This window comes from Bradyrhizobium sp. OK095 (assembly GCF_900109945.1).
Classification (GTDB): domain Bacteria; phylum Pseudomonadota; class Alphaproteobacteria; order Rhizobiales; family Xanthobacteraceae; genus Bradyrhizobium.
Window position 1 is genome coordinate 294,441 of the sequence record NZ_FOBX01000009.1, and the last position, 23,095, is coordinate 317,535.

The window sequence follows — 23,095 nt, forward strand, 5'->3', positions numbered from 1 at the left end:
GATTGCGATCATGTTGCGCGACGACATCAACAATGCGGTCAAGGAGGCCATGAAGGCCAAGGAGGAGCGCAAGCTCTCCACGCTGCGCATGGTCAACTCGACCATCAAGAACGCCGACATCGAGGCGCGCGGCAGCGGCAAGCCGCCGCTGAGTGATGCCGATCTGCTCGGCGTGTTTCAGAAGATGATCAAGCAGCGGCAGGAATCGGTCGAGCTCTACGACAAGGGCGGCCGCGCCGAGCTCGCAGCGCAGGAGCGCGAGGAGATCGCGATCATCTCGGCCTATCTGCCGAAGCAGATGGCGGACGACGAGGTCAAGAAGGCGATCGCGGACGCCATCGGCGAGACCGGCGCCGCCGGCATGAAGGACATGGGCAAGGTGATCGCCGTGTTGCGCGCGAAGTACGCCGGACAGATGGACTTCGGCAAGGCCAGCGGTTTGGTGAAGGCGGCGCTGTCGGGCTAGACGACCGCGCCAGAAGGGCCTGCCGGTAGCTGACAGGCTATCATCCTCGTCATGCCCGGCCTTGTGCCGGGCATCCACGTTCTTCAAAGTGGTGAGAAAGAACGTGGATGGCCGGGACGAGCCCGGCCATGACGAGAACCTCCGATGAGCAGGGCCTCTCATGAGCAGCATCAAACCCTTCAAGATCGCCATCAGCGACGACATCCTCTCCGACCTCAAATCGCGCCTTGCCCGCACGCGCTGGCCGGAGGCGGAGCTGGTCGATGACTGGAGCCAGGGCGCGCCGCTGAAATGGATCCGGGAGATCTGCACCTATTGGGCTGATGGCTATGACTGGCGCGCGCGCGAAGCAAAGCTCAATCGCTTCGAGCAGTTCACCACCGAGATCGACGGGCTCGACATTCACTTCCTGCATGTGAGCTCGAAGGAGCCGTCAGCACTTCCGCTGATCATCACCCATGGCTGGCCGGGTTCGATCGTCGAATTCCAGAAGGTGATCGCGCCGCTGGTCGATCCCGCCGCGCATGGCGGCAATCCCGCGGATGCGTTTCACGTTGTGTGTCCGTCGCTACCGGGCTTTGGCTTCTCCGCAAAGCCCACGACCACCGGCTGGGGCGTCGACCGCATCGCCGCGACTTGGGCGAAGCTGATGGATCGGCTCGGTTACGCACGCTATGGCGCGCAAGGCGGCGACTGGGGCTCGGCGGTGACGACGTCGCTCGGCATGCAAGACCCCGAGCATTGTGCCGGCATCCACATCACGCTCGCTTTCAACGCTGCGCCGAAGGTCGAGGGCGAGCCGACGGCCGAGGAGAAACGCGCGCTCGCCGGCCTCAAGCATTACGTCGATCTCGACTCCGGCTACTCAAAACAGCAATCGACGCGGCCGCAGACGCTCGGTTACGCACTGACGGATTCGCCGAGCGGGCAGGCGGCGTGGATACTCGAAAAGTTTTGGGCCTGGACTGATTGCAACGGCCATCCAGAGAACATTTTTAGCAAGGACGAGCTGCTCGACAACGTCATGCTCTATTGGGTGACGGAGACGGCGACCTCGTCCGCGCGGCTCTATTGGGAGAGCTTTGGCAAGCGCCGAACGACGCCGAAGGTCAGCGTGCCCACCGGGGTCGCCGTGTTCCCCAAGGAGATCATCACGCCGGTGCGGCGTTGGATGGAACCCAACTTCCACAACATCACGCATTGGAGCGAGATGGAGAAGGGCGGCCATTTCGCTGCCTTCGAGCAGCCGGAGCTGTATGTCGGCGAGGTCAGAAAATTCTTCCGGACGGTGCGATAGCCATGCTCACCGAAGCCGCCACCTACGACGAGCTCTATCGCAACTTCCGCTGGGACGTCCCGGCGCGCTTCAACATGGCGGAGGCGTGCTGCGACCGCCATGCCGACGGTTCGGGTCGCCTCGCGCTGATCTATGTCGATGAGAACGGCGCGACCACGCGCACCTCCTTCGACGAGGTCGCGGAGATGTCGCGCCGCTTCGCCAATGTGCTGAAAGCGGATGGGCTCGGCCGCGGCGACCGTGTCGCGGTGTTTTTGTCGCAGTCGCTGGAATTGCCGGTCGCGCATATGGCGGCGTTCCGCTCGGCGATGATCTCGATCCCGCTATTCGCGCTGTTTGGCGAGGACGCGCTGGAATTCCGCCTGTCGAACTCGCAGGCCAAGGCGATCGTCACCGACGAAGGCGGCTGGGAGAAGCTTGCGAAGATTCGCGATCGCTTGCCGGACTTGAAGAACGTCTATGTCGTCGGCGAGCGCGCGCCATCAGGCGCGAAATCGTTCTGGGATGTGGTCAAGGCGGCTTCACCCGATTTCACGCGTGTCGATACGTCGTGCGATGATCCCGCGCTGATCATCTACACCTCAGGCACCACAGGCAATCCGAAGGGCGCGCTGCATGCGCATCGCGTCGTGCTCGGTCACCTGCCCAATGTCGAGATGTGTCACAACTTCCTGCCCCGGCCTGGCGATCTGATGTGGACGCCGGCGGACTGGGCCTGGATCGGCGGCCTCGTCAACGGCCTGTTCGCGTTCTGGTATCACGGCATTCCCCTGGTCGGGCACCGCGCGCGAAAATTCGAGCCGCAGGCGGCGATGCAGATGATGGCCGATCTCGGCGTGCGCAACGTCTTCCTGCCGCCGACGGCGCTGAAACTGATGCGGCAGGCCGGTGTAAAACATGCGAGCGTCAAGCTGCGCAGCATTTTTACCGGCGGCGAATCGCTCGGTGGCGAGCTGCTCGGCTGGGTGCGCGAGATTTTTGGCGTCGACGCGCACGAAGTGTTCGGCCAGACCGAGTGCAACCTCGTGATCGGCAGCAACTCCAATCTGTTTCCGATCCGCCCGGGTTCGATGGGCAAGGCGACGCCGGGTTTTGACGTCCGCATCGTCAACGACAAGGGCGAGGAACTGCCCACGGGGCAGCGCGGCATCATTGGCGTGCGCCAGCCGTGCCCTTGCACCATGATCGAATACTGGCGCAATCCGGACGCGACGGCGAAGAAATACGCCGGCGAATTTCTGCTCACCGGCGATCTCGGCGTGCAGGATGACGACGGCTATTTCTGGTATGTCAGTCGCGAGGACGACGTCATCACCACCGCCGGCTATCGCGTCGGCCCGTCCGAGATCGAGCACACGCTGATGAAGCATCCATCGGTGGCGATGGCGGCGGTGGTCGGCATCCCCGATCCGATCCGCACGGAATCGATCAAGGCGTGGATCGTGCTGCGCCCCGGCTTCGCACCAGGCGATGCGCTCGCGCGCGAGATCCAGGAGTTCGTCAAGGTGCAGCTCGCCGCGCACGAATATCCGCGCTTCGTGCAGTTCGCCGAGACGTTGCCGATGACGGCTACAGGCAAGGTGTTGCGGCGCGAGCTGCGGGCGATGGGTTAGAGTCTGACGATGCCAAAGACCTCTCAAGCCGCGGGGCTTCACCGCGCCTCGCTCGACAAGCTGCACGATCTCGATGCGGCGCTGGAGCTGATGTATTACGGCTGGCGCGGGATGACGTTGGAGGCCGACGACTATCTTGCGAAGCAGGGCCTGTCGCGCCCGCACCACCGTATCCTCTACGTCGTGGCGCGCCGGCCCGACATCGCGATCGGCGCGCTGATCGATGTCCTCGGTATCTCCAAGCAGGCCCTGAACCGGCCGCTCAATCTGCTGCTGGAGCGCAAGCTCCTGACGTCGAAGCGGGCACCGGAGCAGCATCGCTCCAAGCTGCTGCGCCTGACGGAGGCCGGGCGACGTGTCGAGCAGAAGGCGTCGGATCACGAGCGCAAGGTCATGCGCAAGGCGTTCGATCGCGTCGGGGTTCCGGGTGCTGCGGCGTGGACGGCCGTCATGAAAGCGATCGCCGACAATAATTGACGAGTCCTCAAGTCAACATAGTTGACATGAGCGGCGGGCTTTGCCACTTTCCCGGCAACGAACCGGGGGGAGGGCCGCGTCATGGACGCAGGGAAAATGAACCGCGCTGCCGCGGAACACTTTGTCGCGGCATGGTGCGCGAGTTGGCGCCGGGTCGATATCGACGCTGTCGTCGCGCATTTTGCCGACAACGCGCAGATGCGCAGCCCTCTCGCGTTGACGCTGACCGGCTCTCCGGTCGTTGCGGGCGCCGAGAACATCCGCGCCTATTGGCGCAAGGCTTATGGCCACATCGAAAGCGCCGATTTGAAGATCCTGAGCTGGAGCTGGGACGAGGCGATCGCGCGACTGACGGTGTGGTGGCAGCTCGGCGACACCCGCGCCAGCGAGTTCATGGATTTTGACGATGCGGGCCGCGTGGTGCGCAGCGAAGCCTTTTACGGAAAATGACCATGCACCTCTCCGATTTCGTCCTGCTCCTCAATGCGCTCTGGTTCGGCGGCGCCTTCATCCAGTTCAGCATCGCGCAAGCCAACACGTTGAAGATACTTTTGCCGCGGGAAGAGCGCAGCAACCCGATCGCGCCGACGCTTGCGGCCAGCGTGGCGTTCCTGGGCGGGATGAATCTGCCGATCGGACTGCTGTCGTTCTATCTTCTGGCCGCGCGTCCGCTGTTCTTCCAGCCGGTGCAGGCGCAGCTCGTGCTGTTCCTGTTCTTTGCCGCCTGCCATTTCAGCCAGTTTATCTACAACGTTCCAGTGCTGATGCGCGGCGGACGCGTCGGGGTGGCCTACTGGCCGGTGTTGAAGGGCCCGATGCTCAGGATCTTCGTCATCGACGCGGTCCTGTTCGCGGCCAATCTCGGTGTCGCGCTCCTGCTCGTGTCTTCTTCCTGAGCTCAACGCTCCGGCGCCGACAAAGCGGTCCGCAGCATCGCGGCAAGATCCCTCCGCCGGAACGGTTTTGTCAGAATGCGGGCGTCGCCGACCCCGTCGGGCATCTTGACGGGATTTTGGGTGTAGCCGGAGGTGAAGAGCACCTTGAGCCCGGGCCGCAAGCCGGTTGCCTGCCGCGCAAGCTCCGGCCCGAACATCCCGCCGGGCATCACGACGTCGGTGAACAGCAGGTGGATGTCCCCGGGCTGGCGCAGCAATTCCAACGCCGCGGGACCGTTCGACCGCGCGATGACGCGGTAGCCGAGCGCCTTCAGCTCGTTCTCGACATAGGCGCGCACCATGTCGTCGTCCTCGACGACGAGAATGGTCTCGCTGCCGTCGGGTGTCGTGATCCGCTCCGCTGGTACTGGCTCCTCGATCGGCGGCGTTGCAAGGCGAGGAAAGAACAGCTTGACGACACTGCCGCGTCCCGGCTCGGACTGCATCTGCACCAGGCCGCCGGACTGTCGCACGAAGCCGTAGACCATGCTGAGCCCGAGCCCGGTCCCCTGGCCGACCTCCTTGGTGGTGAAGAACGGCTCGAACGCCCGGCTCACCACCTCGGCGGTCATGCCGCTGCCGGTGTCGGTCACGGCGACCATGACATAGTCGCCGGGCCGCGGCTCGCCGTTGACGTCGAGGTCGGATTCGCTGAGTGAAATGTTGCGTGCTCCAACCGTCAGCTTGCCGCCCTCAGGCAGGGCGTCGCGCGCGTTGAGTACGAGGTTGAGCAGCGCCGTTGTGAGCTGGCCGGGATCGACGCTGGTCAACCACAGATCCGGATCGAGTGCGAAGGTGCACTCGATGTGCCCGCCCAGGGTCCGGCGCAGCAATGGCTCCATGTCGAGAATCTTCCCGGCGATGTCGAGGTCCAGCGGCCGGAGCGGCTGCTTGCGCGCGAAGGCGAGCAGGCTCCGCGTCAAATCGGAGCCGCGCTCGGCGGCGGTCGCGATGTCGCCGGCGATCCGGTGCAATTCCTTGTTGCCCGCCAGCATGTCGGCCAGATGCTCCGAATTGCCGAGAATGACGGTGAGAAGATTGTTGAAATCGTGCGCCACGCCGCCGGTGAGCTGGCCCATGGCTTCCATCTTCTGGGATTGGCTGAGCTTCTGGTTGAGGTCAGCGATCGCGGCGCGTTGCTGCTGGAGCGACTCCGCGGTGTCGTTGAGCAGCGTCATCAGCCCGCCGAGCTCGCCGCGCGGGTGCGGTGGAGGAATGCGGGCGCTAAGGTCGCCGAGCCCGAGCTTTTTCGCCATCGTGGCAAGCCGTCCGACCTGCCGCCCGACGCTCACGGTTGCAAGGACCCAGACACCCGCGAGCAGCAGCAGCGAGGCCAACGTGAGGATCGCCATATCCTCGTAAAGCCGGCGGTTCGCCGCCGCGACGAGGCCATCTTTGGATCGTCCGACCAGGATGTAGAGCCCGGCATCACGGGTCGAGGGCGAGCGGGCGGCGACGGCCCAGACATGCGTGCGGCCCTCGCGATCGGTGACCTCCTGAAACGCCTTCCGATCGGGAGTTGCAGCGAAGCGGAGCAACTCGGATCCCGCGATCGATGTCCCGACCGGCTCGGTCCAGCCTCCGCCGGAGGGGGCGACCAGCACCGTTCCCTTGCTGTCGATGAGCAGAATCTCTTTCTCGGCAAGCAGCCGCCTGTCGTGAAACTCCACGAATTTGCTCAGGTTGAAGGACGCCAGCAGGATCAGCTTCAGCGCGCCCGTCTCCGATCGTACCGGATAGGCAATCTGGAGCACCGACAGTCCGGTCAGCCGGCCAAACACCGGCTCGATCACGACGCTGCGTGAGACCAGGGCCTGCTTGAAATAGGCGCGATCCCTGAGGTCAAGTGTGCGGCTGGTCCGCAGCGAGTCGCAGAACAGGCTGCCGTCTGGATCGATGGTCAATATCCCAGTGAACTGCGGGTATTCCTCGCGGACGTCAGACAGGAACGCCGAGCACGCCGCCTTGTCGCGCGTGTCGAGGTCGCGCGCACGGGACAGACCATAATGAAGCTGGGCGGTGCCCTGGATCTTCTCGTCGAGATCGCTCGCAATGTCGTCGGCCGTTGCCGCCAGATTGGCCAGGGCCGCGTTGACCTCGCTGCTGCGGTTTTGCACGAAACGCAGGCCGACGAGGCTCGCCGGCACCAGCATGGCCGCGATGACGAGTATCAGTAGCCGGGTCCGCAAGCTCATCGGTCGAAGGGTCCGCTCGGGTCATCGCGTGTGCTGGTTCGAGGGTACAATTTGCGGCACCAGCCTCCGCTCAGTCCATAGGCATCGTGCCGAAAAGCCCGCGATGGGGAAAGATTCTGAAGTCGCGTATCATGGACGAGCCCCGAGAGGCTCGCGGACGAGGTCGTGCCGGTGCTCCCAGGATACCGTCATCCGGCAATCAACTTGCACGTGCACGCCGCGGGCGAGGGCGCTAATATCGAGGTCGATCCGCGTGCAACGAAGACCGCGCCGGCAGATCAGGAGGAAGCTGATGTCCATCTCGGGCAAGATCGATCCGGTGGTACGTCCCATCGTGGCGACCGACATCGCCGAGGCGCTGGTCGAAGGCTTGCGCGATTTCCAGGCGCTGCCGCTCTACGGGCTCTGTTTCGGGGCGATCTATGCGGCCGGCGGCATCGCCATCATGCTCTGCCTCACCGCCTTCGGCATGCTCTATCTGGTCTATCCCCTGGCCGCCGGCTTCGCTCTGATCGGTCCCTTCGTGGCGATCGGTCTCTACGAGGTCAGCCGTCGCCGCGAGCGCGGCGAGCCCGTCTCCTTCGCGGCGATCTGGTCGGCGATACGCTCGCGCAGCGAGATCGGCTGGATGGCGTTTGTCACGCTGTTCGTGTTCGTGATCTGGATGTACCAGGTGCGGCTGCTGATCGCGCTGCTGCTCGGCCTGCATGCCTCGTTTTCGAGCCTCCAGGAATTCATGACGGTGGTGCTGACGACCAATGAGGGCCTGCTGTTCCTCGCCATCGGCAACGCGGTCGGCGCGGCGCTGTCGCTGATTTTGTTTTCGCTGACCGTGGTGTCGTTTCCGCTGCTGCTCGACCGCGAGGTCGATTTCGTCACCGCGATGGTGACGAGCGTGCGCGCGGTGGTGACCAGCCCGCTGCCGATGATCTCTTGGGCCGCGGTGATCGTGATGCTGCTGACCGTCTCGGCGCTGCCGTATTTTCTCGGGCTGGTGGTGACGCTGCCCGTGCTTGGGCACGCGACGTGGCATCTCTATCGGCGGCTGGTGGTGCCGGTGGCGTAAGAGACAGGCGTTCGCCGCGCGCTAGCGGAGTTTCGCGTTGCCTTTGCCGGCGTTGGCCAACGACGCAAATTCGTCGGCGCTGAGCGCGGTGGCGCCCTCTCATCAGGCAATCTCGTCGGTCCATACCTTGAAATTGAGCAGGGTATTCGGACCGAAGGTCTGGGTGATCGCGACGTCTGCGGCATCACGTCCGTGCGCGATCAGCACGCGGCCGATCCGCGGCGTGTTGTTGCGCGGATCGAACATGTGCCAGCTTCCACCGAGATACGCCTCGAACCAGCCGGCGAAATCTCCTGCGGCCCAGGGACGCGGCGTGCCGATATCGCTGAGGTAGCCGGTGCAGTAACGCGCCGGGATGTTCATGCAGCGGCAGAATGTAATCGCGAGATGGGCGTAGTCGCGGCACACGCCCTTGCCTTCGTCGTAGGCTTCCCGGGCCGTCTTGGTCGCACGCGCGTGTCCATAGCCGAACGTGATGTGGCGATGAACAAAATCGCAGATGGCCTGGACCCGCGCCCAGCCTGGCGGCGTCTTCTCGAACAACTTCCATGCGATATCCGACAGGCGATCGGTCTCGCAGTAGCGACTGCCGAGCAGATAGACGAGCGTGTCGGCCGGTAGCGCTTCGACGGCGTGCTGTATCGCGTCCGGAAACACCGGGTCAGGCAGGCCGCTGTCACGAACGACGCCATCGCCGGCGAGGCGGAAGGTGCCGGCTGGCGCCACGATGCGGCTGCACCAATTGCCGAAGAGGTCACGATAGGGGGTGATCGTCACCGAGGGGCTGGTGGTCAGCAGGTCGGGCACGATGACATCGGAGGCGCGTGTAAAGTGCGTACCCAACACCATGATCATGGGCGTCGGCTGCGGGAATTCGTACAGCATCTCGAACCCGACGCGGAGCTTCATACGAGAGACTTTCCCTTGGCTAAGCTACCAACATGGCTACGGAGCAGTCGAACACAAGGCTCTAACGGCCTTATTCGATCGAGAGCGGCATTTGGCGCTTCAAAAGCGCAGCGCAGGCGAGAAAACGATAGCTAATTGCAGTGATTGCGCGCACGGTGCACCTATGTCGGAAAGATCGGTCGTCTCTGCGCACACGCGGCGCCACGATTATGCGCGCGCGACGTGAAACGGCTCATTCCTCGCAATGGCGGAGCCGACTCATCACAGTCGTCGTAACGGCGATCGTTGTGGATCTTGCCCGTTCCCGCCGCTGAGCCGGACGCCGCAGGCTCTTGCCGCGGATGCCTGAAAGATTTCATCGCTGTTCGATACAGGATCGAACGCCAACCGAAAGCACCTGATGCAAGCTCTCTCCTCACGGCACGTCAAGACAGAAGAAGCGCTCCGGCTCGGCGTGGAGTCTGGTTGGTATGCGATCAAAGTCAGCGGCACCTTTGTCTCGGGCCCGCACGACTCGGAAGGCGACTGCCGTCGCAAGATCGACGAGATTGATCCGCCGCCGGCGAAGAAGAAGCGATGAGGGGCAGGGTCCGGGCGCTACGGCGTCTTGATCCCCATCGCCTTTAACGCCGCCAGCATCTTCACTGGCGGTGTCACCTTGATCTGTGGCGCCTTGCCGGTTTCCAGCAGGCTCTTCAGCCCCGACAGGATCGCCGGCCAGCCGGCGCGGCCGCCGGAGAGGATGTCGTCGCTGAGCGCGCGGTCGTGGCGTTCGCTCATGGTGAGGCGGACGGCTTCGCCGGCGGGCTCGATCTCGTAGGTGACGAGCGTGGTACCGAGCTTTGCGACAAGGTCGGGCCAGTTGACGTTCCAGGTGACCGTCAGCTTCTTCGGCGGATCGTATTCGAACACTTCACCAGAAATATGCTCCGTGCCGTCCGGCGCGCACACGATGAAGGTGCCGCCGAGCTTGGGCTCCATCTCCACCGCAAAGCCGGAAAAGTATCGTTGGCTGAACTCGGCGGAGGTCAGCGCCTCCCACACCTTCTCCGGCGTGGAGACGATGTAAATCGAATAGACCGTGAGCGGCTTGAACTGATCGAGGTTCATTTTGCGTCGAATCCCTTGTTCAGGGCTGCGCGCGGGATGCCGAGCAGCTTGCCGGTCTCGATCAGGCTCTTGAGCTGGGACAGGATCGCCGGCCAGCCATTGGAGACGGCACCGAGATATTTGCCGCCCTCGACGAAGCCGTCATGCAGCACGGTCAAACGAACGAGCGAGCCGAATGGTTCGATGGTGAAGACCACGCGCGAGATCGGTTCACCGCGCAGCTCTTCGAACTTCTGGTGCTTGAAGCTGTAGGACAAGCGCCGCGGCGGATCGGCTTCCAAAATCTCGCCGGAATCGGTGATCTCGCCGTCCAGCGTGAGCGCAAAGGGCGAGCCGACTTTCCAGTCCGATCTGACCTCGGCGCCGAACCAGTATTGCCTGGTGAACGCGCTCGACGTCAGCGCCTCCCACAGTTTTTCCGGCGTGGTCTCGATATAGCTCACATAGACGAATTGCGGCTTACTCATCGCGCTTCTCCAACTGGCGTTTCAACTCACTCAGCGCGACGAGCTTGCCGCGCTCGAATTTTTTGATCCAGCGCTCGCCGATCTGATGGATCGGCACCGGATTGAGGTAGTGCAGCTTCTCGCGGCCATGCCTGATGGTGGTGACGAGGCTGGCCTCTTCCAGAATGACAAGGTGCTTTGTCACCGCCTGGCGCGTCATCTCCAGGCCTTCGCAGAGTTCGTTCAGGGTTTGGCCGTTGTTGGCGTGAAGCCTGTCCAGCAGCGACCGTCGTGACGCATCGGCGAGCGCTTTGAAGACCTCATCCATGGCACGCATATTAGGCAACCAAAAGGTTGCATGTCAAGATGGTGTCTTGGGCGCGTGCAAGCGGTTGTGTTAGCATTGAAGCTTGGCCAACGCAGATTGGTTCCGGGAGGACATGAGTGTTCCGTTGCGTCTTGACTGCTGCAGGCCTCGTCCTTTTCGCCAGCAGCGCCTTCGTCCACGCCCAGAAGCAGACGATCGGTGCGCCGCCGGAAGCTTCCAACATGAAGCTGGTCGGCACCAACGACCTTCAGGCGCGCAGCGCCTATCAGCCGACCATTCATCATCAGGGCGATCGCTGGATCGCCTATATCGGCCATCACGGCGGCACCGATGATGTGCCCGCTCCCGTCAATCCGATGACGGGAAAGGAGGAGCCGAACGGCACCTCGATCGTTGATGTCACCGATCCCGCGCGTCCAAAATATCTGCGGCACCTGCCCGGGCAGGAAGGCAAGTACGAATCCGGCGGCGCGCAGATGGTGCGGGTCTGTGACGGCAAGTCGTTGCCGAAGGGGGATCCCAATGCGGTCTACCTGCTCCGCACCTTCGGCAGCGAGGCGCATGAGATCTGGAATGTCGCGGATCCCGCAAATCCTGTGCTGATCACGCGCATTGCCGGGCTGAAGGACACCCACAAGAGCTGGTGGGAATGCGACACCGGCATCGCCTTCCTCGTTTCGGGCGCGCCGGACTGGCGCACGCGGCGCATGACGCAAATCTATGATTTCAGCGACCCCGCGCATCCGCAAAAAATCCGCGACTTCGGCCTGCCCGGACAGGAGCCGGGTTCGACCGGCGCGGTGCCGACCGAGCTGCACGGGCCGATCTCGACCGGGCCGAACGGCAACCGCGTCTTTTTCGGCTACGGCACCAACAAGGGCGGCATTTTGCAGATCGTCGATCGCGACAAGCTGCTGAACGGGCCGAAGGAGCCGACGCCGGACAATCTGCGCTATCCCGAGATATCGCGCATGCCGATGTCCGCCTTCAACGGCGCACACACGACATTTCCGATGCTCGACATGCCCGTTGCGGAATTTGCCGAGGACAAGGACGGCAAGACGCGCGACATCGTCATGATCGTGGACGAGGCGATCCTGAACGAATGCGGCGAGGCACGGCAGATGGTGTGGTTCGCCGACGTCACCACCGAGACGCGGCCGATGATGATCTCGAGCTACACCGTGCCGGAGGCGAGCGGGCAGTTCTGCCAGCGCGGCGGCCGTTTCGGCTCGCATTCCTCCAACGAGAGCATGGCGCCGGTCTATTACAAGAAGATGGCCTTCATCGCCTTCTTCAATGCCGGCGTCCGCGCGCTCGACATCCGCGATCCCTATCATCCGAAGGAGGTCGGCTATTTCATTCCCGCGATCACGACGGCCACCGACAAGCGTTGCATCCCGATCGAGGGCGGCGCGCGCTGCAAGGTCGCGATCCAGACCAACAATGTCGAGACCGACGATCGCGGCTACATCTACATCGTTGACCGCGCCAATACCGGTCTGCACATTCTCGAACTGACCGGACCCGCGCGCGCCGCCGCCGGCCTGCCGAGGAACTGACGATGCGGCGCGGGGCGACGATAGCGGTGGCGGTGATTGCGCTCGGTGTGTCCGGTGTCGGCGCCTATCAGCTTGCGACGTCTCCGGTGGAGGAGGTCGCGCGTTGGCGCGAGATCGCATGGCCGTTCCCGCGCGATGGTTGGCCGGCAGGGCGCGCGTTTCGTTGCGAAGGTGCGTGCGCCGGCGCCGAGCTGTACGTGCGCGCAAAACGTGGCTTCTGCAATTGCGACAGCGGCGTTGCCGATGACGATGAGGTCGATCGTGTTGCCGATGTCGATCTGATCAGCCCGCGCTTCGCGGCCGTCGCGCTGGGTGAGGAGGTCGGTATCGGCGAGATGCGCGGACGCGCGAGGCGTTATGATCTCGATATGCCGGACGGCGTCCATCGCGTCGCGATCGGCGTTGCCGTTTCACGCCGGTGCGATCTGTTCGTCGCGGCGGCGCAGGGGCGTGGCGAAGCAAGCGGGGTGCAGCGTGCTGCGCTCGTGTTCCTGGAGACGCCGGAGATGAAGACATGGTTGACGGCGGCGCTGGACGGAAAGTGAGTGCCATGCATTAATACCCCAAACCGACCTCAGCCGAGTCCTCCCCATGATGTCCATGCAAGCCTATCTCGCCTTCGTCGCCGCCTGCATTGCGCTCGCGCTGCTGCCGGGGCCGATCGTCACCCTCGTCATCGCCAACGGCCTGCGTCATGGCACGCGTGCCGCGCTGACCAACATTCTCGGCGTCCAGGTGGGGCTGTTGATCGTGATTGGTATACTTGCGATCGGCCTCACCTCGCTGATGGCGACGATGGGCTATTGGTTCAACTGGGTGCGCTTTGCGGGCGCGGCCTATCTGGTCTGGCTCGGCATCAAGCTGATCCGCTCTCCGGTTGAGGGCGTCGACACCGACGCGCCACCGCCTCCCCCTCGCGGTGGCTTTCTGTTGCAGGGCTTTGTCGTGGCGTTGTCGAACCCGAAGCTGCTGGTGTTCTTCGGCGCGTTCATTCCGCAATTCATGGATATGAGCAAGGATCATCTGTCGCAGGTCTTGGTGCTCGGAACAACCTTCATGGTGCTTGCCGGCTTGACGGACGGAATCTACGCGCTGCTTGCCGGTCAGGCCCGCGGCTTTTTCTCGGCGCGCCGCACCCGCATGGTGTCGCGCGTGTCCGGCGGCTTCATGATCGGCGGCGGCATCTGGCTGGCGTTGATCCGGGCCAAATGAGCAGGACTTCAGTAAGCGAGTCTGCCGGTTGAACCTTCGTCCGCGGCGGTGCGTCCAAGGAAGCATTGCTGCTGACGAAGGAATTTGGCCGTGCCTGATTTGCCCTGGTTCGTCTATGCGATGCTGCTCGCACCGCTCGGACTCATCCTGGTCGCTGCAATCGTCAAGACCTGGCAGGTGCGCGAGGCGCGCAACTGGCCGCAGGCACCCGGCAAGGTCGTCACCTCGGTTGCAGAGGTGCGCGAGGTCACGGTTTTGGACGACGAGCGGGAGGGCGGTTCTCGCCTCGAGAGCCGCAACTTCGCGAATGTGACTTACGAATATTCGGTCGGCAGCCGCAAGCTGCACAACAACCGCATCTCCATCGGCGAAGACCTCGGCAACTTTCAGGTTGCTGAGAAGCTCGCGAAATATCCCGCCGGCAGCATCGTTACCGTCTACTACAATCCGCGCCATCCGGATCAGGCGTTGCTCGAGCGCGACCTGCCCAAGGGGCTGTGGGGCTGTCTCGGCATCGGCACGGTTATCGTGCTTGCTATCGTTCTCGGCTCGGCTTTCGGCCTCAACCAGAGCTACGCCTATCTCGCACGTCACATCGCACGCCCCGATCTCGCGGGCCTGGTCGTCGGCTTTGGTGCATTCGGCTTGGCCATCGCGCTGTTCGGGCTCGCGATGCACCGGCAGGCCTCGATCGAGAGGCGATGGTCGGTGGTGCCGGGCAAGATCAAGCTGTCGGAGATGGAAGAATATCGCGAAGCCAACGAAGACAGCGCGCGGCGCGGCACCGAGATGTTCGGCAAGCGCGTGTTCTGCACGTACAGTTACCGGAGCGTCAGCTATACCAGTGAGTGCGCGCGGGTCGCCACCGGATCGCCCTCGGCCTCCAACAAGATGCTGCAACGTCTGCTGTCGCGCTATCAGGACGGCGCCAGCGTCGAGGTTTATGTCAATCCCGACAATCCTGCGGAGACGACACTGAATCCCCGCGGCGATGGCCGCATCGCCTATGTGCTGTGGGGGATCGCCGCAATCTTCGCCGCGCTCGCGATATTCGTCGCGACGCGGGGCGGTTAGTCGAGCAACCTCTCCGCCCGCAACTCCACCTCGATCTCCGCAAAGATCCGCGCCAGCCGCTCCGCCCATTGCTGCTGGCCGGACTGGTCCGCGATCAGATCCTGGCGGATCTCGATGCCGGTGTTGATGAGGCCGCGGGCTTCGCCGTGCACGGGAATGGTGTAGTCGGTGAGGTCGCTCACCGCATAGGGCTCGTTGTCGCCGACGACGAGATCGCCCTCCGCGCGTAGATGTTTCAGCAGCAGCTGCGGCAGCACGGTGTCGCGATTGTAGAGTGCGCCGATGTGCCAGGGCCGTGCGACACCGGCATAAACCGGCGTGAAGCTGTGCAGCGACACCAGCACGGTCGGTTGCTTCGCATGGAGGCGGCGGTCGATCGCGGCGTCGATGCGATGATGATAGGGCTCGAAGATCTCGCGCCGCCGCGCGCCGCGCTCGCCCTCGGAGATTGCCTCATTGCGCGGGACTCCCGTCGCCTCGGACATCACGGGAATCGAGCTCACCGCAGCCGGCGGGCGGTTGCAGTCGATCACCAGCCGCGAATAGTGCTGCGCGATCAGATGCGCATCCAGCATCTCCGCCAGCCGGTCGGCGACGCCGGCGATGCCGATGTCCCAGGCGATGTGTCGCGTCAACTCGGCCTCAGCGACGCCGAGATCGCCGAGCGCGCGCGGCAGAACGCGGCCGTAATGGTCCGAAGTGAGCAGGAAGGGCGATGTGCCTGCTGCATTCACCTCATGCACTGGCGGAATGTCGCCCCGGCCGAGCAGTTGATCCGTCGCGTCGGCTGTGTCTAAAGCCATCCTGATTGCCTATTGAAGAAGCAGTCACCCCAAGAATCGGGCAGAATCGCTATAGATTGATCCGCCCAAACTCACCATGATTGACTGACGATGCCGCTGCTCACGATTCATCACAAGACCGAATATCGCTACAACCGCCCCGTGGCGTTCGGCGAACACAGGATCATGCTGCGTCCACGCGATGGGCACGATCTGCGCGTGCTCGACTCAAGGCTCGAGATATCGCCCGAACCGATGTCGCTGCGCTGGATTCACGACGTGTTCGGCAATTCGGTCGCGATCGCCAATTTCGACGAGCGTTCGGAAACGCTGACCTTCGACTGGCACGTCACCGTCGAGCACAATCCGGTCGATGAGTTCGCGCTGACGCCGGACGACGAGGCCTATTTCTATCCTTTCGTCTATGACGACGAGGAGTTTCCCGATCTCGTCCAGTACATCACGCCGCAATATGCCGATCCCGACGGCGAGATCGCGGAGTGGGCGCGCGGCTTCCTTGACGAGGAATCGCCGTCGCCAACCTTCAATATCCTGAGCGGCATGACGCATGGCATCCGCGAACAGTTCAAATACCGGAAGCGTCACGAGCCCGGCACCCAGCATCCGCTGGATACTTTGCAGTCGGGCACGGGAACTTGTCGGGACTATGCGCTGTTTATGATTGAGGCGCTGCGCCATCTCGGCTTCGCCGCGCGGTTCGTCTCCGGCTACATCTTCGTGCCGGAAGATATCGAGGAACATCATGTCGGCGGCGGCTCGACGCATGCGTGGGTGCAGGTCTATCTGCCGAGTGCGGGCTGGATCGAGTTCGATCCGACCAATGGCATCATCGGTACCCGCGACCTGATCCGTGTCGCGGTCGCTCGCGATCCGCGTCAGGCGATCCCGCTGCACGGGGTCTATATCGGCTCCGAGGGCGCTTTCGAGGAGATGGACGTGAACATCAGAGTGGTCTCGGATGACCAAAACAGCGACGAAGAGATGGAGGCAGAAGTTTCATAGATGGAAATCAAGGTCGGCTTCGAGATCACCTACGCGGCAGCGCAGCCGACACCGATGGTGATCATGCTCAACATCCACCCCTCGCGACAGGCCGACATCATCGGCAAGGAGACGGTGGTCGCTGAGCCCGACGTTCCCATCCACTTCTATCACGACGGTTTTGGCAATGTGTGCGGCCGCCTCGTGGCACCCGCGGGCGGCGTGACGCTGAAGGGCAGCGCGTTGGTGCGCGACAGCGGCCGGCCCGACGAGATCATGCCGACCGCGCAACAACTCCCGATCGACCAGCTGCCGGACGAATTGTTGCTCTATCTGATGCCGAGCCGCTATTGCGAGACCGACAAGCTCACCGACATCGCCTGGTCGTTGTTTGGCAAGACCGAGCCAGGATGGAAGCGCGTCTCGGCCATCACCGAGTTCGTGCACAATCACGTCACTTTCGGCTACAAGCACGCCCATCACATGAAGTCGGCGCACGACGTCTACAAGCAGAAGACCGGCGTCTGCCGCGACTTCGCGCATCTCGCTCTCACGCTCTGCCGTTGCATGGGCATCCCGGCGCGCTACTGCACCGGCTACATGGGCGACATCGGCATTCCCAAGGACCCGTCCCCGATGGATTTCTCCGGCTGGTTTCAGGTCTGGCTATCCGGCAAATGGTTCACCTTCGACGCCCGCCACAATGTCCCTCGCAGGGGCCGCATCCTGATGGGGACGGGGCGCGATGCCGCCGACGTCGCGCTCTCGACCAGCTTTGGCCGGATGGAATTAAAGAAGTTCGTGGTGGTGAGCGATGAGGTGGCCGGCGACAAGGCGGTAAAGGTGGGGTGAGGCGTTGCCCCACGCTCGCAATGACGAGGCTGGGAGTTTATAGACGCCTCCATGACCCCCGATCGCCTCTTCGTCTACGGCACCCTGATGCGCGGCTTCGACCATCCGATGGCGCGGCTGCTTGCTGGCCATGCCGACTTCGTTGGTGAAGCGACCTGCCGCGGCCGGCTCGTTCTTGTGAAGCACTATCCGGGCCTGTTGTTGTCGGATGCGGCCTCCGACATCGTGCATGGCGAACTCTTTCACCTCCGCGTGCCCGACGAACTCCTGGGCGAGCTCGACATGTACGAGGCCTGCGGGGAAGGCTTTCCCGAGCCGACGGAGTATCTGCGCCGGCTGATCGACGTCATGCTGCCTGATGGCACCAGCGAGAAGGCCTGGACCTACATCTACAACTGGCCCGTCGCCGATCTGCCGCTTATCGAGTCAGGACGTTTTCTGGAGCATTAAGCCGACAGCACTTCCTTCACCACGCGCACGTCCACCTCGCGCTCGACATAGGTCCATTCCTCGGTTCGCCTGAGCATCGCCACCAGTTCCTCGAACAGCGAGGCGTGGGCGGGGGCGAATTCGAACCAGGTCAGGAAGTCGAAGGGGCCGCCGAGGTCGCGGCAGTGATAGAGCTGCCGCGCGATGGCGGGCAGGAAACGAAGACTGCTGGCGATGTGGTGCGATCTGTCCTCAAAGATCTTGCGCCGCTCTTCCTGCGTCAGATCCCACCAGGCCTGCGACTTGCGGATCGGGATCAGGGCCGCGCTCGTTGCCTCCAGCCGGCCGAGCCCGGCCTGCACGGCGGTGAGCTGCTGCTTCTCGGCGCGCTCGGTGTAGCGCAAGCTGCTCGCCACTCCGACCAGCCGCCACGCATTGCGCGAGGGCACCAGCGGCAATGAAATGGCGTCGCTGTCGGTGACCGACAGCGCCGGCATGAAGGCGAAGGGCTCGCCCGTCACGGGCGAAACCGAAGTAATGCGCCAGCCCCCGCTCTGGCCGCCCCGAAAGGTCCTGAACATGGCCCATGGAAGCGTGGAACCGGGCGGGGTTCAAGCCTGCCGTCGAATCTTTTGGCCTGTGAATAGCCGGGAGAAGCCCCACGTGCGTCGTATTTCCCAAGGCCATCCTTATATGCCTATCCGATTGGCTTAACGCCCGACTCACCCCAGAAATCAACACGATGCGCTTCACGCCCCAATTCCTCGACGAGCTGCGTGCCCGGCTTTCGGTTTCCGAAGTCGTGGGCAAGCGCGTCAAGCTGAAGAAGGCGGGGCGGGAGTGGAAGGGGCTGTCGCCGTTCCAGCAGGAGAAGTCGCCGTCGTTTTTCGTCAATGACCAGAAGGGTTTTTACCACGACTTCTCCTCCGGCAAGCACGGCGACATCATCAGCTTCGTGATGGAGACCGACGGCCTGCCGTTCGCTGAGGCCGTGGAGCGGCTCGCCAGCATGGCCGGCCTGCCGCTGCCGGCGGTGACGCCGGATGCCGCGCGGCAGGAGCAGCGGCGCCGCTCGCTGCATGATGTCATGGATCTCGCCGCGAAGTATTTTGCGGAGACCTTGGCCTCCCGCGTCGGTGCCAAGGCGCGCGGCTATCTCGCCGACCGCGCCATCTCGCCGGCGACGCAATTGCAGTTCGGCCTCGGCTATGCCTCGCCCGATCGCTTCGCGCTGAAGGAGCATCTCGGCAAGCTCGGCGTCTCCGTCGACGACATGGTCGAGACCGGGCTGCTCGTCGCAGGCGACGACATTCCCGTGCCCTATGACCGCTTCCGTGATCGCGTGATGTTTCCGATCGCAGACATGCGCGGCCGCGTCATCGCCTTCGGCGGGCGCGCGCTGGAGAAGGACGTTCCGGCCAAATATTTGAACTCGCCGGAGACGCCGCTCTTCCACAAGGGCGACAATCTCTACAACCACCAGACCGCGCGCAAAGCCACCCATGACGGCAGCCCCCTGATCGTGGTCGAAGGCTATGTCGACGTCATCGCGATGGTGACATCAGGCTTTGCAGGCGCGGTGGCGCCGCTCGGAACTGCGTTGACCGAAAACCAGCTCGCGCTGATCTGGAAGATGGCGGACGAGCCGATCCTCTGCTTCGACGGCGACAAGGCCGGGCAGAAGGCGGCGTATCGTGCGGCGGACCTTGCCTTGCCCTTCCTCGCACCGGGAAAAAGCCTGCGCTTTGCGCTGCTGCCGGAAGGGCAGGACCCCGACGACCTCGCGCGCTCCGGCGGGCGCGGTGCGATCGAAGAGGTGATCGCGGCGGCGCGCCCGCTTGCCGACATGCTCTGGGCGCGCGAGCTCGAAGGCGGCAATTTTGCCACCCCCGAGCGCCGCGCCGCGCTGGAAGCGCGCATCAAGGAATTGTCCAACGGCATCCGCGACGAGGTGGTGCGGCGTTATTATCGCCAGGATCTCGCCGAGCGGCTTCAGCGCACCTTTGCACCGGACAGCAACCGCGGCGGCTTTGCCGGCCGGGGCAATTTCCGTCCCGGTCAGGGCAGCCGCCAGTTCCAGCCAAGGGGCGGGGGACAGCCGAATCGATTCGGCGGCCAAGGCTTTGGTGGCCAGGGCTTTGGAGGGCGCCGTGGCCCGCCCGGTCCGACCCCGCTGCCGTCCGGCCCTTACCAGGCCGCAAGCCCCCAGCTGGCGGCGAGCCCGATCATGCGTGGACAGAGGAGCGCCATCTCCCGCCGCGAGGCCCTGATCCTGCAAAGCCTGATCAACCACCCCTGGCTCCTGCATGATCACCTCGAGGAGGTCGCTGCCCTGGAGTTCGCCCACCCCGAGGCCCATAAGCTCCGGGCCGGCATCATCGCCGCTTTCGCCAACGACCATCATCATTCCCCGGACCTTGGCGAGCAAGCCGAGAAGATGCGTGGCGACATCGAGAAGGGTGAATTTTCCAAGATTCTTCAAAGGGTTGAGGGCGGAATCACCACCGCGGCGGTGTGGGGCGCCCGCGAGGGGGCCGCGCGGGACGACGTTCTCGCCACCTGGCACCAGCTCGTTGCCTTGCATCGGCAGTACCATTCACTACTTAGGGAGTTGAAGGACGCCGAGCTGGCCTTGGGGGAGGACTCCAGCGAGGCCAATTTGGCGTGGCTGCGTGACGTCAAGGCTCGGATAGGCGAAGTCGACGGCACCGAGGCCCTGATCGAGGGTTTTGGCGAGCTGTCGGGCCGGTTCCAGAAGAGCGTGTGATGAAAGAATCATGCGGACGGCCGGGGTCGGAACCGCTAAAAGACTCGCCAAATCCAAGGTTTGGCGGCAAAAACAGGGTTAATCGAGACTTAACGGTCTTGTAGCACTTTGGCCACCAGGCGGCCGCAGGCAGAACAGACGCGTCAGGAATGAATCCGCGCAATAGCTGTTGGCACTTCACCTGCATCCGCTGCGACAAAGAGGCTCACGAAGCGTTAGGCAAATCCGGCGAGAGAAAGGTCGGGGGTGGCGAGAGATGTGCGCGCCGCCCTTTCCGTGTCGAGATCTGACGAAGCGAGAGCGTCGAACAACAGGTTCAAGTGATTTCACGCGGGCGGAGCGAGCCGCCGGCATGAAGCGCGTTTAGGAGCAATGGATGGCCACCAAGGCAAAGACGCTGCAGACGAAGGACAAGGAAAAAGACGACAAGGCAGCGGACGCGCCGGAGAAGGACTCCCAGGACGCGCCGTCGCCGTTGCTCGATCTGTCCGACGCGGCAGTGAAGAAGATGATCAAGCAGGCCAAGAAGCGCGGCTTCGTGACCTTCGATCAGCTCAATGAAGTTTTGCCGTCCGACCAGACCTCGCCCGAGCAGATCGAGGACATCATGTCCATGCTCTCGGACATGGGCATCAACGTCACCGAAGCCGACGATAGCGACGGCGAAGAGGAGAAGGACGAGGGCGGCGAGGACGAGACCGACAACGAGCTTGTCGAGGTCACGCAAAAGGCCGTCACCGAGGTCAAGAAGAGCGAGCCGGGCGAACGCACCGACGACCCCGTGCGCATGTATCTGCGCGAGATGGGCACCGTCGAGCTGCTCTCCCGCGAAGGCGAAATCGCGATTGCGAAGCGCATCGAGGCCGGCCGCGAGGCGATGATCGCAGGTCTCTGCGAAAGCCCGCTGACCTTCCAGGCCATCATCATCTGGCGCGACGAGCTCAACGAAGGCAAAATCTTCCTTCGCGACATCATCGATCTCGAAGCGACCTATGCCGGGCCCGATGCCAAGGCCGGCATGAACAACGCCATGATTGCCGGTCCCAACGGCGAGAACGGTGAAGCGTCCGCCGAAGGCGGCCAGCCTGCCGCTGCCGGCGCGCCCGCGCATGTCGCGCCGCCCGCAGCCCCGCCGTCGCCGACCCCGTTCCGCGCTGGTCAGCCCGCTCCAGGCGGCAGCCAGGCCGGTGAGCAAAAGGATCCGGCCGAAGCCGCCGCCGAATCCGACATGGACGACGACGACGAGTTCGAGAACCAGATGTCGCTCGCGGCCATCGAGGCCGAGCTCAAGCCGAAGGTCGTCGAGATCTTCGACAAGATCGCCGACAGCTACAAGAAGCTGCGCAAGCTTCAGGAACAGGACATCCAGAATCAGCTCGAGAGCACCTCGCACGGGCCCTCGCTGTCGCCGCACCAGGAGCGCAAGTACCGCAAGCTCAAGGACGAGATCATCGTCGAGGTGAAGTCGCTGCGCCTGAACCAGGCGCGTATCGATTCACTCGTCGAGCAGCTCTACGACATCAACAAGCGCCTCGTCTCGCACGAGGGTCGCCTGATGCGGCTTGCCGACAGCCATGGCGTCGCGCGCGAGGATTTCCTGCGCAACTACCAGGGTTCCGAGCTCGATCCGCGCTGGCTCAACCGCGTCTCGAAGCTGTCCGCCAAGGGCTGGAAGAACTTCGTCCACGTCGAGAAGGACCGCATCAAGGACCTCCGCCACGAGGTGCATCAGCTTGCAGCCCTCACCGGCCTCGAGATCGTCGAGTTCCGCAAGATCGTGCACTCCGTGCAGAAGGGCGAGCGCGAAGCACGCCAGGCCAAGAAGGAGATGGTGGAAGCCAACCTCCGTCTCGTGATCTCGATTGCGAAAAAGTACACCAACCGCGGCCTGCAGTTCCTCGACCTGATCCAGGAAGGCAACATTGGCCTGATGAAGGCCGTCGACAAGTTCGAGTACCGCCGCGGCTACAAGTTCTCGACCTACGCGACGTGGTGGATCCGGCAGGCGATCACCCGCAGCATTGCGGACCAGGCCCGCACCATCCGCATCCCCGTGCACATGATCGAGACGATCAACAAGATCGTGCGCACGAGCCGCCAGATGCTCAACGAGATCGGTCGCGAGCCGACCCCGGAAGAGCTCGCCGAAAAGCTCGGCATGCCGCTGGAGAAAGTGCGAAAAGTCCTCAAGATCGCCAAGGAGCCGCTCTCGCTCGAAACGCCCGTCGGTGACGAAGAGGATTCACACCTCGGCGATTTCATCGAGGACAAGAACGCGATCCTGCCGATCGACGCGGCGATCCAGTCGAACCTGCGCGAGACCACGACGCGCGTGCTGGCATCTCTGACACCGCGCGAAGAGCGCGTGCTGCGCATGCGCTTCGGCATCGGCATGAACACCGACCACACGCTGGAAGAAGTCGGCCAGCAGTTCTCGGTGACGCGCGAACGTATTCGTCAGATCGAGGCGAAGGCGCTGCGGAAGCTGAAGCATCCGTCAAGGTCGCGGAAGCTGCGGAGCTTTTTGGATAACTAAATTCGGATCGTCATCGATTGAGGCGGCAGGCCTAGGC

24 protein-coding genes are annotated in these 23,095 nt (G+C 63.5%); 17 read left to right on the plus strand and 7 right to left on the minus strand.

All coding sequences use genetic code 11. The annotated features are described in order from the left end of the window. Nucleotides 1-10: 10 nt before the first annotated feature. From BMW89_RS24650 to BMW89_RS24675, 6 genes are all read left to right on the plus strand, one after another. Nucleotides 11-466, plus strand: a complete 456-nt coding sequence (locus BMW89_RS24650) for a GatB/YqeY domain-containing protein (protein ID WP_092029614.1) — start codon at nucleotides 11-13, stop codon at nucleotides 464-466. Between the two features lie 160 nt (nucleotides 467-626). Next, complete coding sequence (locus tag BMW89_RS24655) at nucleotides 627-1,763, plus strand: epoxide hydrolase family protein (protein WP_092029615.1); 1,137 nt, start codon at nucleotides 627-629, stop codon at nucleotides 1,761-1,763. A 2-nt stretch (nucleotides 1,764-1,765) separates the two neighbouring features. Further along, nucleotides 1,766-3,376: an acyl-CoA synthetase gene (locus BMW89_RS24660; protein ID WP_092029616.1), complete on the plus strand. Its 1,611-nt coding sequence runs from the start codon at nucleotides 1,766-1,768 to the stop codon at nucleotides 3,374-3,376. Nucleotides 3,377-3,385: 9 nt separating this feature from the next. After that, nucleotides 3,386-3,853, plus strand: a complete 468-nt coding sequence (locus BMW89_RS24665; RefSeq protein ID WP_092029617.1) for a MarR family winged helix-turn-helix transcriptional regulator — start codon at nucleotides 3,386-3,388, stop codon at nucleotides 3,851-3,853. 81 nt (nucleotides 3,854-3,934) lie between these two features. After that, the gene (locus tag BMW89_RS24670; protein ID WP_092029618.1) at nucleotides 3,935-4,303 is read left to right on the plus strand and encodes a nuclear transport factor 2 family protein; all 369 of its coding nucleotides are present in this window, start codon (nucleotides 3,935-3,937) and stop codon (nucleotides 4,301-4,303) included. A gap of 2 nt (nucleotides 4,304-4,305) precedes the next feature. Further along, nucleotides 4,306-4,749, plus strand: a complete 444-nt coding sequence (locus BMW89_RS24675) for a hypothetical protein (protein ID WP_092029619.1) — start codon at nucleotides 4,306-4,308, stop codon at nucleotides 4,747-4,749. Nucleotides 4,750-4,751: 2 nt separating this feature from the next. On the opposite strand, the gene BMW89_RS24680 is transcribed toward BMW89_RS24675, so the two are convergent. Then, nucleotides 4,752-6,983, minus strand: coding sequence for an ATP-binding protein (locus tag BMW89_RS24680; protein ID WP_092029620.1), 2,232 nt, complete (start codon nucleotides 6,981-6,983; stop codon nucleotides 4,752-4,754). A 292-nt stretch (nucleotides 6,984-7,275) separates the two neighbouring features. On the opposite strand from BMW89_RS24680, the gene BMW89_RS24685 reads away from it, so the two are divergent. After that, nucleotides 7,276-8,049, plus strand: a complete 774-nt coding sequence (locus BMW89_RS24685) for a DUF2189 domain-containing protein (protein ID WP_177196286.1) — start codon at nucleotides 7,276-7,278, stop codon at nucleotides 8,047-8,049. Nucleotides 8,050-8,151: 102 nt separating this feature from the next. Here the strand turns inward: BMW89_RS24685 and BMW89_RS24690 are convergent, their stop codons facing one another. Continuing rightward, on the minus strand, nucleotides 8,152-8,958 hold the full coding sequence (locus BMW89_RS24690) for a transglutaminase-like domain-containing protein (protein ID WP_092029622.1): 807 nt from the start codon (nucleotides 8,956-8,958) through the stop codon (nucleotides 8,152-8,154). Between the two features lie 400 nt (nucleotides 8,959-9,358). On the opposite strand from BMW89_RS24690, the gene BMW89_RS24695 reads away from it, so the two are divergent. Next, on the plus strand, nucleotides 9,359-9,538 hold the full coding sequence (locus BMW89_RS24695; RefSeq protein WP_092029623.1) for a hypothetical protein: 180 nt from the start codon (nucleotides 9,359-9,361) through the stop codon (nucleotides 9,536-9,538). A 17-nt stretch (nucleotides 9,539-9,555) separates the two neighbouring features. On the opposite strand, the gene BMW89_RS24700 is transcribed toward BMW89_RS24695, so the two are convergent. The 3 genes from BMW89_RS24700 to BMW89_RS24710 are packed head-to-tail and all read right to left on the minus strand — an operon-like array spanning nucleotide 9,556 to nucleotide 10,842. Next, the gene (locus tag BMW89_RS24700) at nucleotides 9,556-10,068 is read right to left on the minus strand and encodes an SRPBCC family protein (protein ID WP_092029624.1); all 513 of its coding nucleotides are present in this window, start codon (nucleotides 10,066-10,068) and stop codon (nucleotides 9,556-9,558) included. Next, nucleotides 10,065-10,535, minus strand: coding sequence for an SRPBCC family protein (locus BMW89_RS24705; protein WP_092029625.1), 471 nt, complete (start codon nucleotides 10,533-10,535; stop codon nucleotides 10,065-10,067). The genes BMW89_RS24700 and BMW89_RS24705 overlap by 4 nt, the downstream gene beginning before the upstream one ends. Beyond that, a complete protein-coding gene (locus tag BMW89_RS24710) occupies nucleotides 10,528-10,842 on the minus strand; it encodes an ArsR/SmtB family transcription factor (RefSeq protein WP_092029626.1) in 315 nt (104 codons plus the stop codon). The genes BMW89_RS24705 and BMW89_RS24710 overlap by 8 nt, the downstream gene beginning before the upstream one ends. A gap of 116 nt (nucleotides 10,843-10,958) precedes the next feature. On the opposite strand from BMW89_RS24710, the gene BMW89_RS24715 reads away from it, so the two are divergent. From BMW89_RS24715 to BMW89_RS24730, 4 genes are all read left to right on the plus strand, one after another. Beyond that, the gene (locus BMW89_RS24715; RefSeq protein ID WP_092029627.1) at nucleotides 10,959-12,404 is read left to right on the plus strand and encodes an LVIVD repeat-containing protein; all 1,446 of its coding nucleotides are present in this window, start codon (nucleotides 10,959-10,961) and stop codon (nucleotides 12,402-12,404) included. A gap of 2 nt (nucleotides 12,405-12,406) precedes the next feature. Next, nucleotides 12,407-12,949: a hypothetical protein gene (locus BMW89_RS24720; protein ID WP_092029628.1), complete on the plus strand. Its 543-nt coding sequence runs from the start codon at nucleotides 12,407-12,409 to the stop codon at nucleotides 12,947-12,949. A 49-nt stretch (nucleotides 12,950-12,998) separates the two neighbouring features. Then, nucleotides 12,999-13,616, plus strand: coding sequence for a LysE family translocator (locus BMW89_RS24725; RefSeq protein ID WP_092029781.1), 618 nt, complete (start codon nucleotides 12,999-13,001; stop codon nucleotides 13,614-13,616). 90 nt (nucleotides 13,617-13,706) lie between these two features. Beyond that, nucleotides 13,707-14,690 carry a DUF3592 domain-containing protein gene (locus tag BMW89_RS24730; RefSeq protein WP_092029629.1) on the plus strand — a complete coding sequence of 328 codons (984 nt, stop codon included), beginning with the start codon at nucleotides 13,707-13,709 and terminating at the stop codon, nucleotides 14,688-14,690. Here the strand turns inward: BMW89_RS24730 and BMW89_RS24735 are convergent. Next, nucleotides 14,687-15,493 carry an N-formylglutamate amidohydrolase gene (locus BMW89_RS24735; RefSeq protein ID WP_092029630.1) on the minus strand — a complete coding sequence of 269 codons (807 nt, stop codon included), beginning with the start codon at nucleotides 15,491-15,493 and terminating at the stop codon, nucleotides 14,687-14,689. The two genes, BMW89_RS24730 and BMW89_RS24735, sit on opposite strands and share 4 nt — an antisense overlap. 90 nt (nucleotides 15,494-15,583) lie before the next feature. Between BMW89_RS24735 and BMW89_RS24740 the strand changes: the two genes are divergently transcribed. Genes BMW89_RS24740 through BMW89_RS24750 form a run of 3 tightly spaced genes read left to right on the plus strand, consistent with a single transcriptional unit; the run spans nucleotide 15,584 to nucleotide 17,776 of the window. Then, entirely contained in the window at nucleotides 15,584-16,495 is a 912-nt protein-coding gene (locus tag BMW89_RS24740; RefSeq protein ID WP_092029631.1) for a transglutaminase family protein, read from the plus strand. Continuing rightward, nucleotides 16,496-17,326 carry a transglutaminase-like domain-containing protein gene (locus BMW89_RS24745; RefSeq protein ID WP_092029632.1) on the plus strand — a complete coding sequence of 277 codons (831 nt, stop codon included), beginning with the start codon at nucleotides 16,496-16,498 and terminating at the stop codon, nucleotides 17,324-17,326. It begins immediately after the preceding gene. Between the two features lie 51 nt (nucleotides 17,327-17,377). Then, nucleotides 17,378-17,776, plus strand: coding sequence for a gamma-glutamylcyclotransferase family protein (locus tag BMW89_RS24750; RefSeq protein ID WP_092029633.1), 399 nt, complete (start codon nucleotides 17,378-17,380; stop codon nucleotides 17,774-17,776). Here BMW89_RS24750 and BMW89_RS24755 read toward each other — a convergent pair. After that, entirely contained in the window at nucleotides 17,773-18,336 is a 564-nt protein-coding gene (locus tag BMW89_RS24755) for a chlorite dismutase family protein (protein ID WP_092029634.1), read from the minus strand. The two genes, BMW89_RS24750 and BMW89_RS24755, sit on opposite strands and share 4 nt — an antisense overlap. A 161-nt stretch (nucleotides 18,337-18,497) precedes the next feature. Between BMW89_RS24755 and dnaG the strand changes: the two genes are divergently transcribed. Both dnaG and rpoD read left to right on the plus strand, forming a co-directional pair. After that, the gene (gene dnaG, locus BMW89_RS24760) at nucleotides 18,498-20,522 is read left to right on the plus strand and encodes a DNA primase (RefSeq protein WP_092029635.1); all 2,025 of its coding nucleotides are present in this window, start codon (nucleotides 18,498-18,500) and stop codon (nucleotides 20,520-20,522) included. Between the two features lie 376 nt (nucleotides 20,523-20,898). Then, nucleotides 20,899-23,058, plus strand: a complete 2,160-nt coding sequence (rpoD, locus tag BMW89_RS24765; protein WP_092029636.1) for an RNA polymerase sigma factor RpoD — start codon at nucleotides 20,899-20,901, stop codon at nucleotides 23,056-23,058. The last annotated feature ends 37 nt before the right edge of the window (nucleotides 23,059-23,095 follow it).

Excerpts from the sequence above, each read along its gene's own strand:
- BMW89_RS24650 (WP_092029614.1), top strand. The coding sequence starts at position 11 with ATGTTGCGCGACGACATCAACAATGCGGTCAAGGAGGCCATGAAGGCC.
- BMW89_RS24655 (WP_092029615.1), top strand. The coding sequence starts at position 627 with ATGAGCAGCATCAAACCCTTCAAGATCGCCATCAGCGACGACATCCTC.
- BMW89_RS24660 (WP_092029616.1), top strand. The coding sequence starts at position 1,766 with ATGCTCACCGAAGCCGCCACCTACGACGAGCTCTATCGCAACTTCCGC.
- BMW89_RS24665 (WP_092029617.1), top strand. The coding sequence starts at position 3,386 with ATGCCAAAGACCTCTCAAGCCGCGGGGCTTCACCGCGCCTCGCTCGAC.
- BMW89_RS24670 (WP_092029618.1), top strand. The coding sequence starts at position 3,935 with ATGGACGCAGGGAAAATGAACCGCGCTGCCGCGGAACACTTTGTCGCG.
- BMW89_RS24675 (WP_092029619.1), top strand. The coding sequence starts at position 4,306 with ATGCACCTCTCCGATTTCGTCCTGCTCCTCAATGCGCTCTGGTTCGGC.
- BMW89_RS24680 (WP_092029620.1), bottom strand. The coding sequence starts at position 6,983 with ATGAGCTTGCGGACCCGGCTACTGATACTCGTCATCGCGGCCATGCTG.
- BMW89_RS24685 (WP_177196286.1), top strand. The coding sequence starts at position 7,276 with ATGTCCATCTCGGGCAAGATCGATCCGGTGGTACGTCCCATCGTGGCG.
- BMW89_RS24690 (WP_092029622.1), bottom strand. The coding sequence starts at position 8,958 with ATGAAGCTCCGCGTCGGGTTCGAGATGCTGTACGAATTCCCGCAGCCG.
- BMW89_RS24695 (WP_092029623.1), top strand. The coding sequence starts at position 9,359 with ATGCAAGCTCTCTCCTCACGGCACGTCAAGACAGAAGAAGCGCTCCGG.
- BMW89_RS24700 (WP_092029624.1), bottom strand. The coding sequence starts at position 10,068 with ATGAACCTCGATCAGTTCAAGCCGCTCACGGTCTATTCGATTTACATC.
- BMW89_RS24705 (WP_092029625.1), bottom strand. The coding sequence starts at position 10,535 with ATGAGTAAGCCGCAATTCGTCTATGTGAGCTATATCGAGACCACGCCG.
- BMW89_RS24710 (WP_092029626.1), bottom strand. The coding sequence starts at position 10,842 with ATGGATGAGGTCTTCAAAGCGCTCGCCGATGCGTCACGACGGTCGCTG.
- BMW89_RS24720 (WP_092029628.1), top strand. The coding sequence starts at position 12,407 with ATGCGGCGCGGGGCGACGATAGCGGTGGCGGTGATTGCGCTCGGTGTG.
- BMW89_RS24725 (WP_092029781.1), top strand. The coding sequence starts at position 12,999 with ATGTCCATGCAAGCCTATCTCGCCTTCGTCGCCGCCTGCATTGCGCTC.
- BMW89_RS24735 (WP_092029630.1), bottom strand. The coding sequence starts at position 15,493 with ATGGCTTTAGACACAGCCGACGCGACGGATCAACTGCTCGGCCGGGGC.
- BMW89_RS24740 (WP_092029631.1), top strand. The coding sequence starts at position 15,584 with ATGCCGCTGCTCACGATTCATCACAAGACCGAATATCGCTACAACCGC.
- BMW89_RS24745 (WP_092029632.1), top strand. The coding sequence starts at position 16,496 with ATGGAAATCAAGGTCGGCTTCGAGATCACCTACGCGGCAGCGCAGCCG.
- BMW89_RS24750 (WP_092029633.1), top strand. The coding sequence starts at position 17,378 with ATGACCCCCGATCGCCTCTTCGTCTACGGCACCCTGATGCGCGGCTTC.
- BMW89_RS24755 (WP_092029634.1), bottom strand. The coding sequence starts at position 18,336 with ATGTTCAGGACCTTTCGGGGCGGCCAGAGCGGGGGCTGGCGCATTACT.
- dnaG (WP_092029635.1), top strand. The coding sequence starts at position 18,498 with ATGCGCTTCACGCCCCAATTCCTCGACGAGCTGCGTGCCCGGCTTTCG.
- rpoD (WP_092029636.1), top strand. The coding sequence starts at position 20,899 with ATGGCCACCAAGGCAAAGACGCTGCAGACGAAGGACAAGGAAAAAGAC.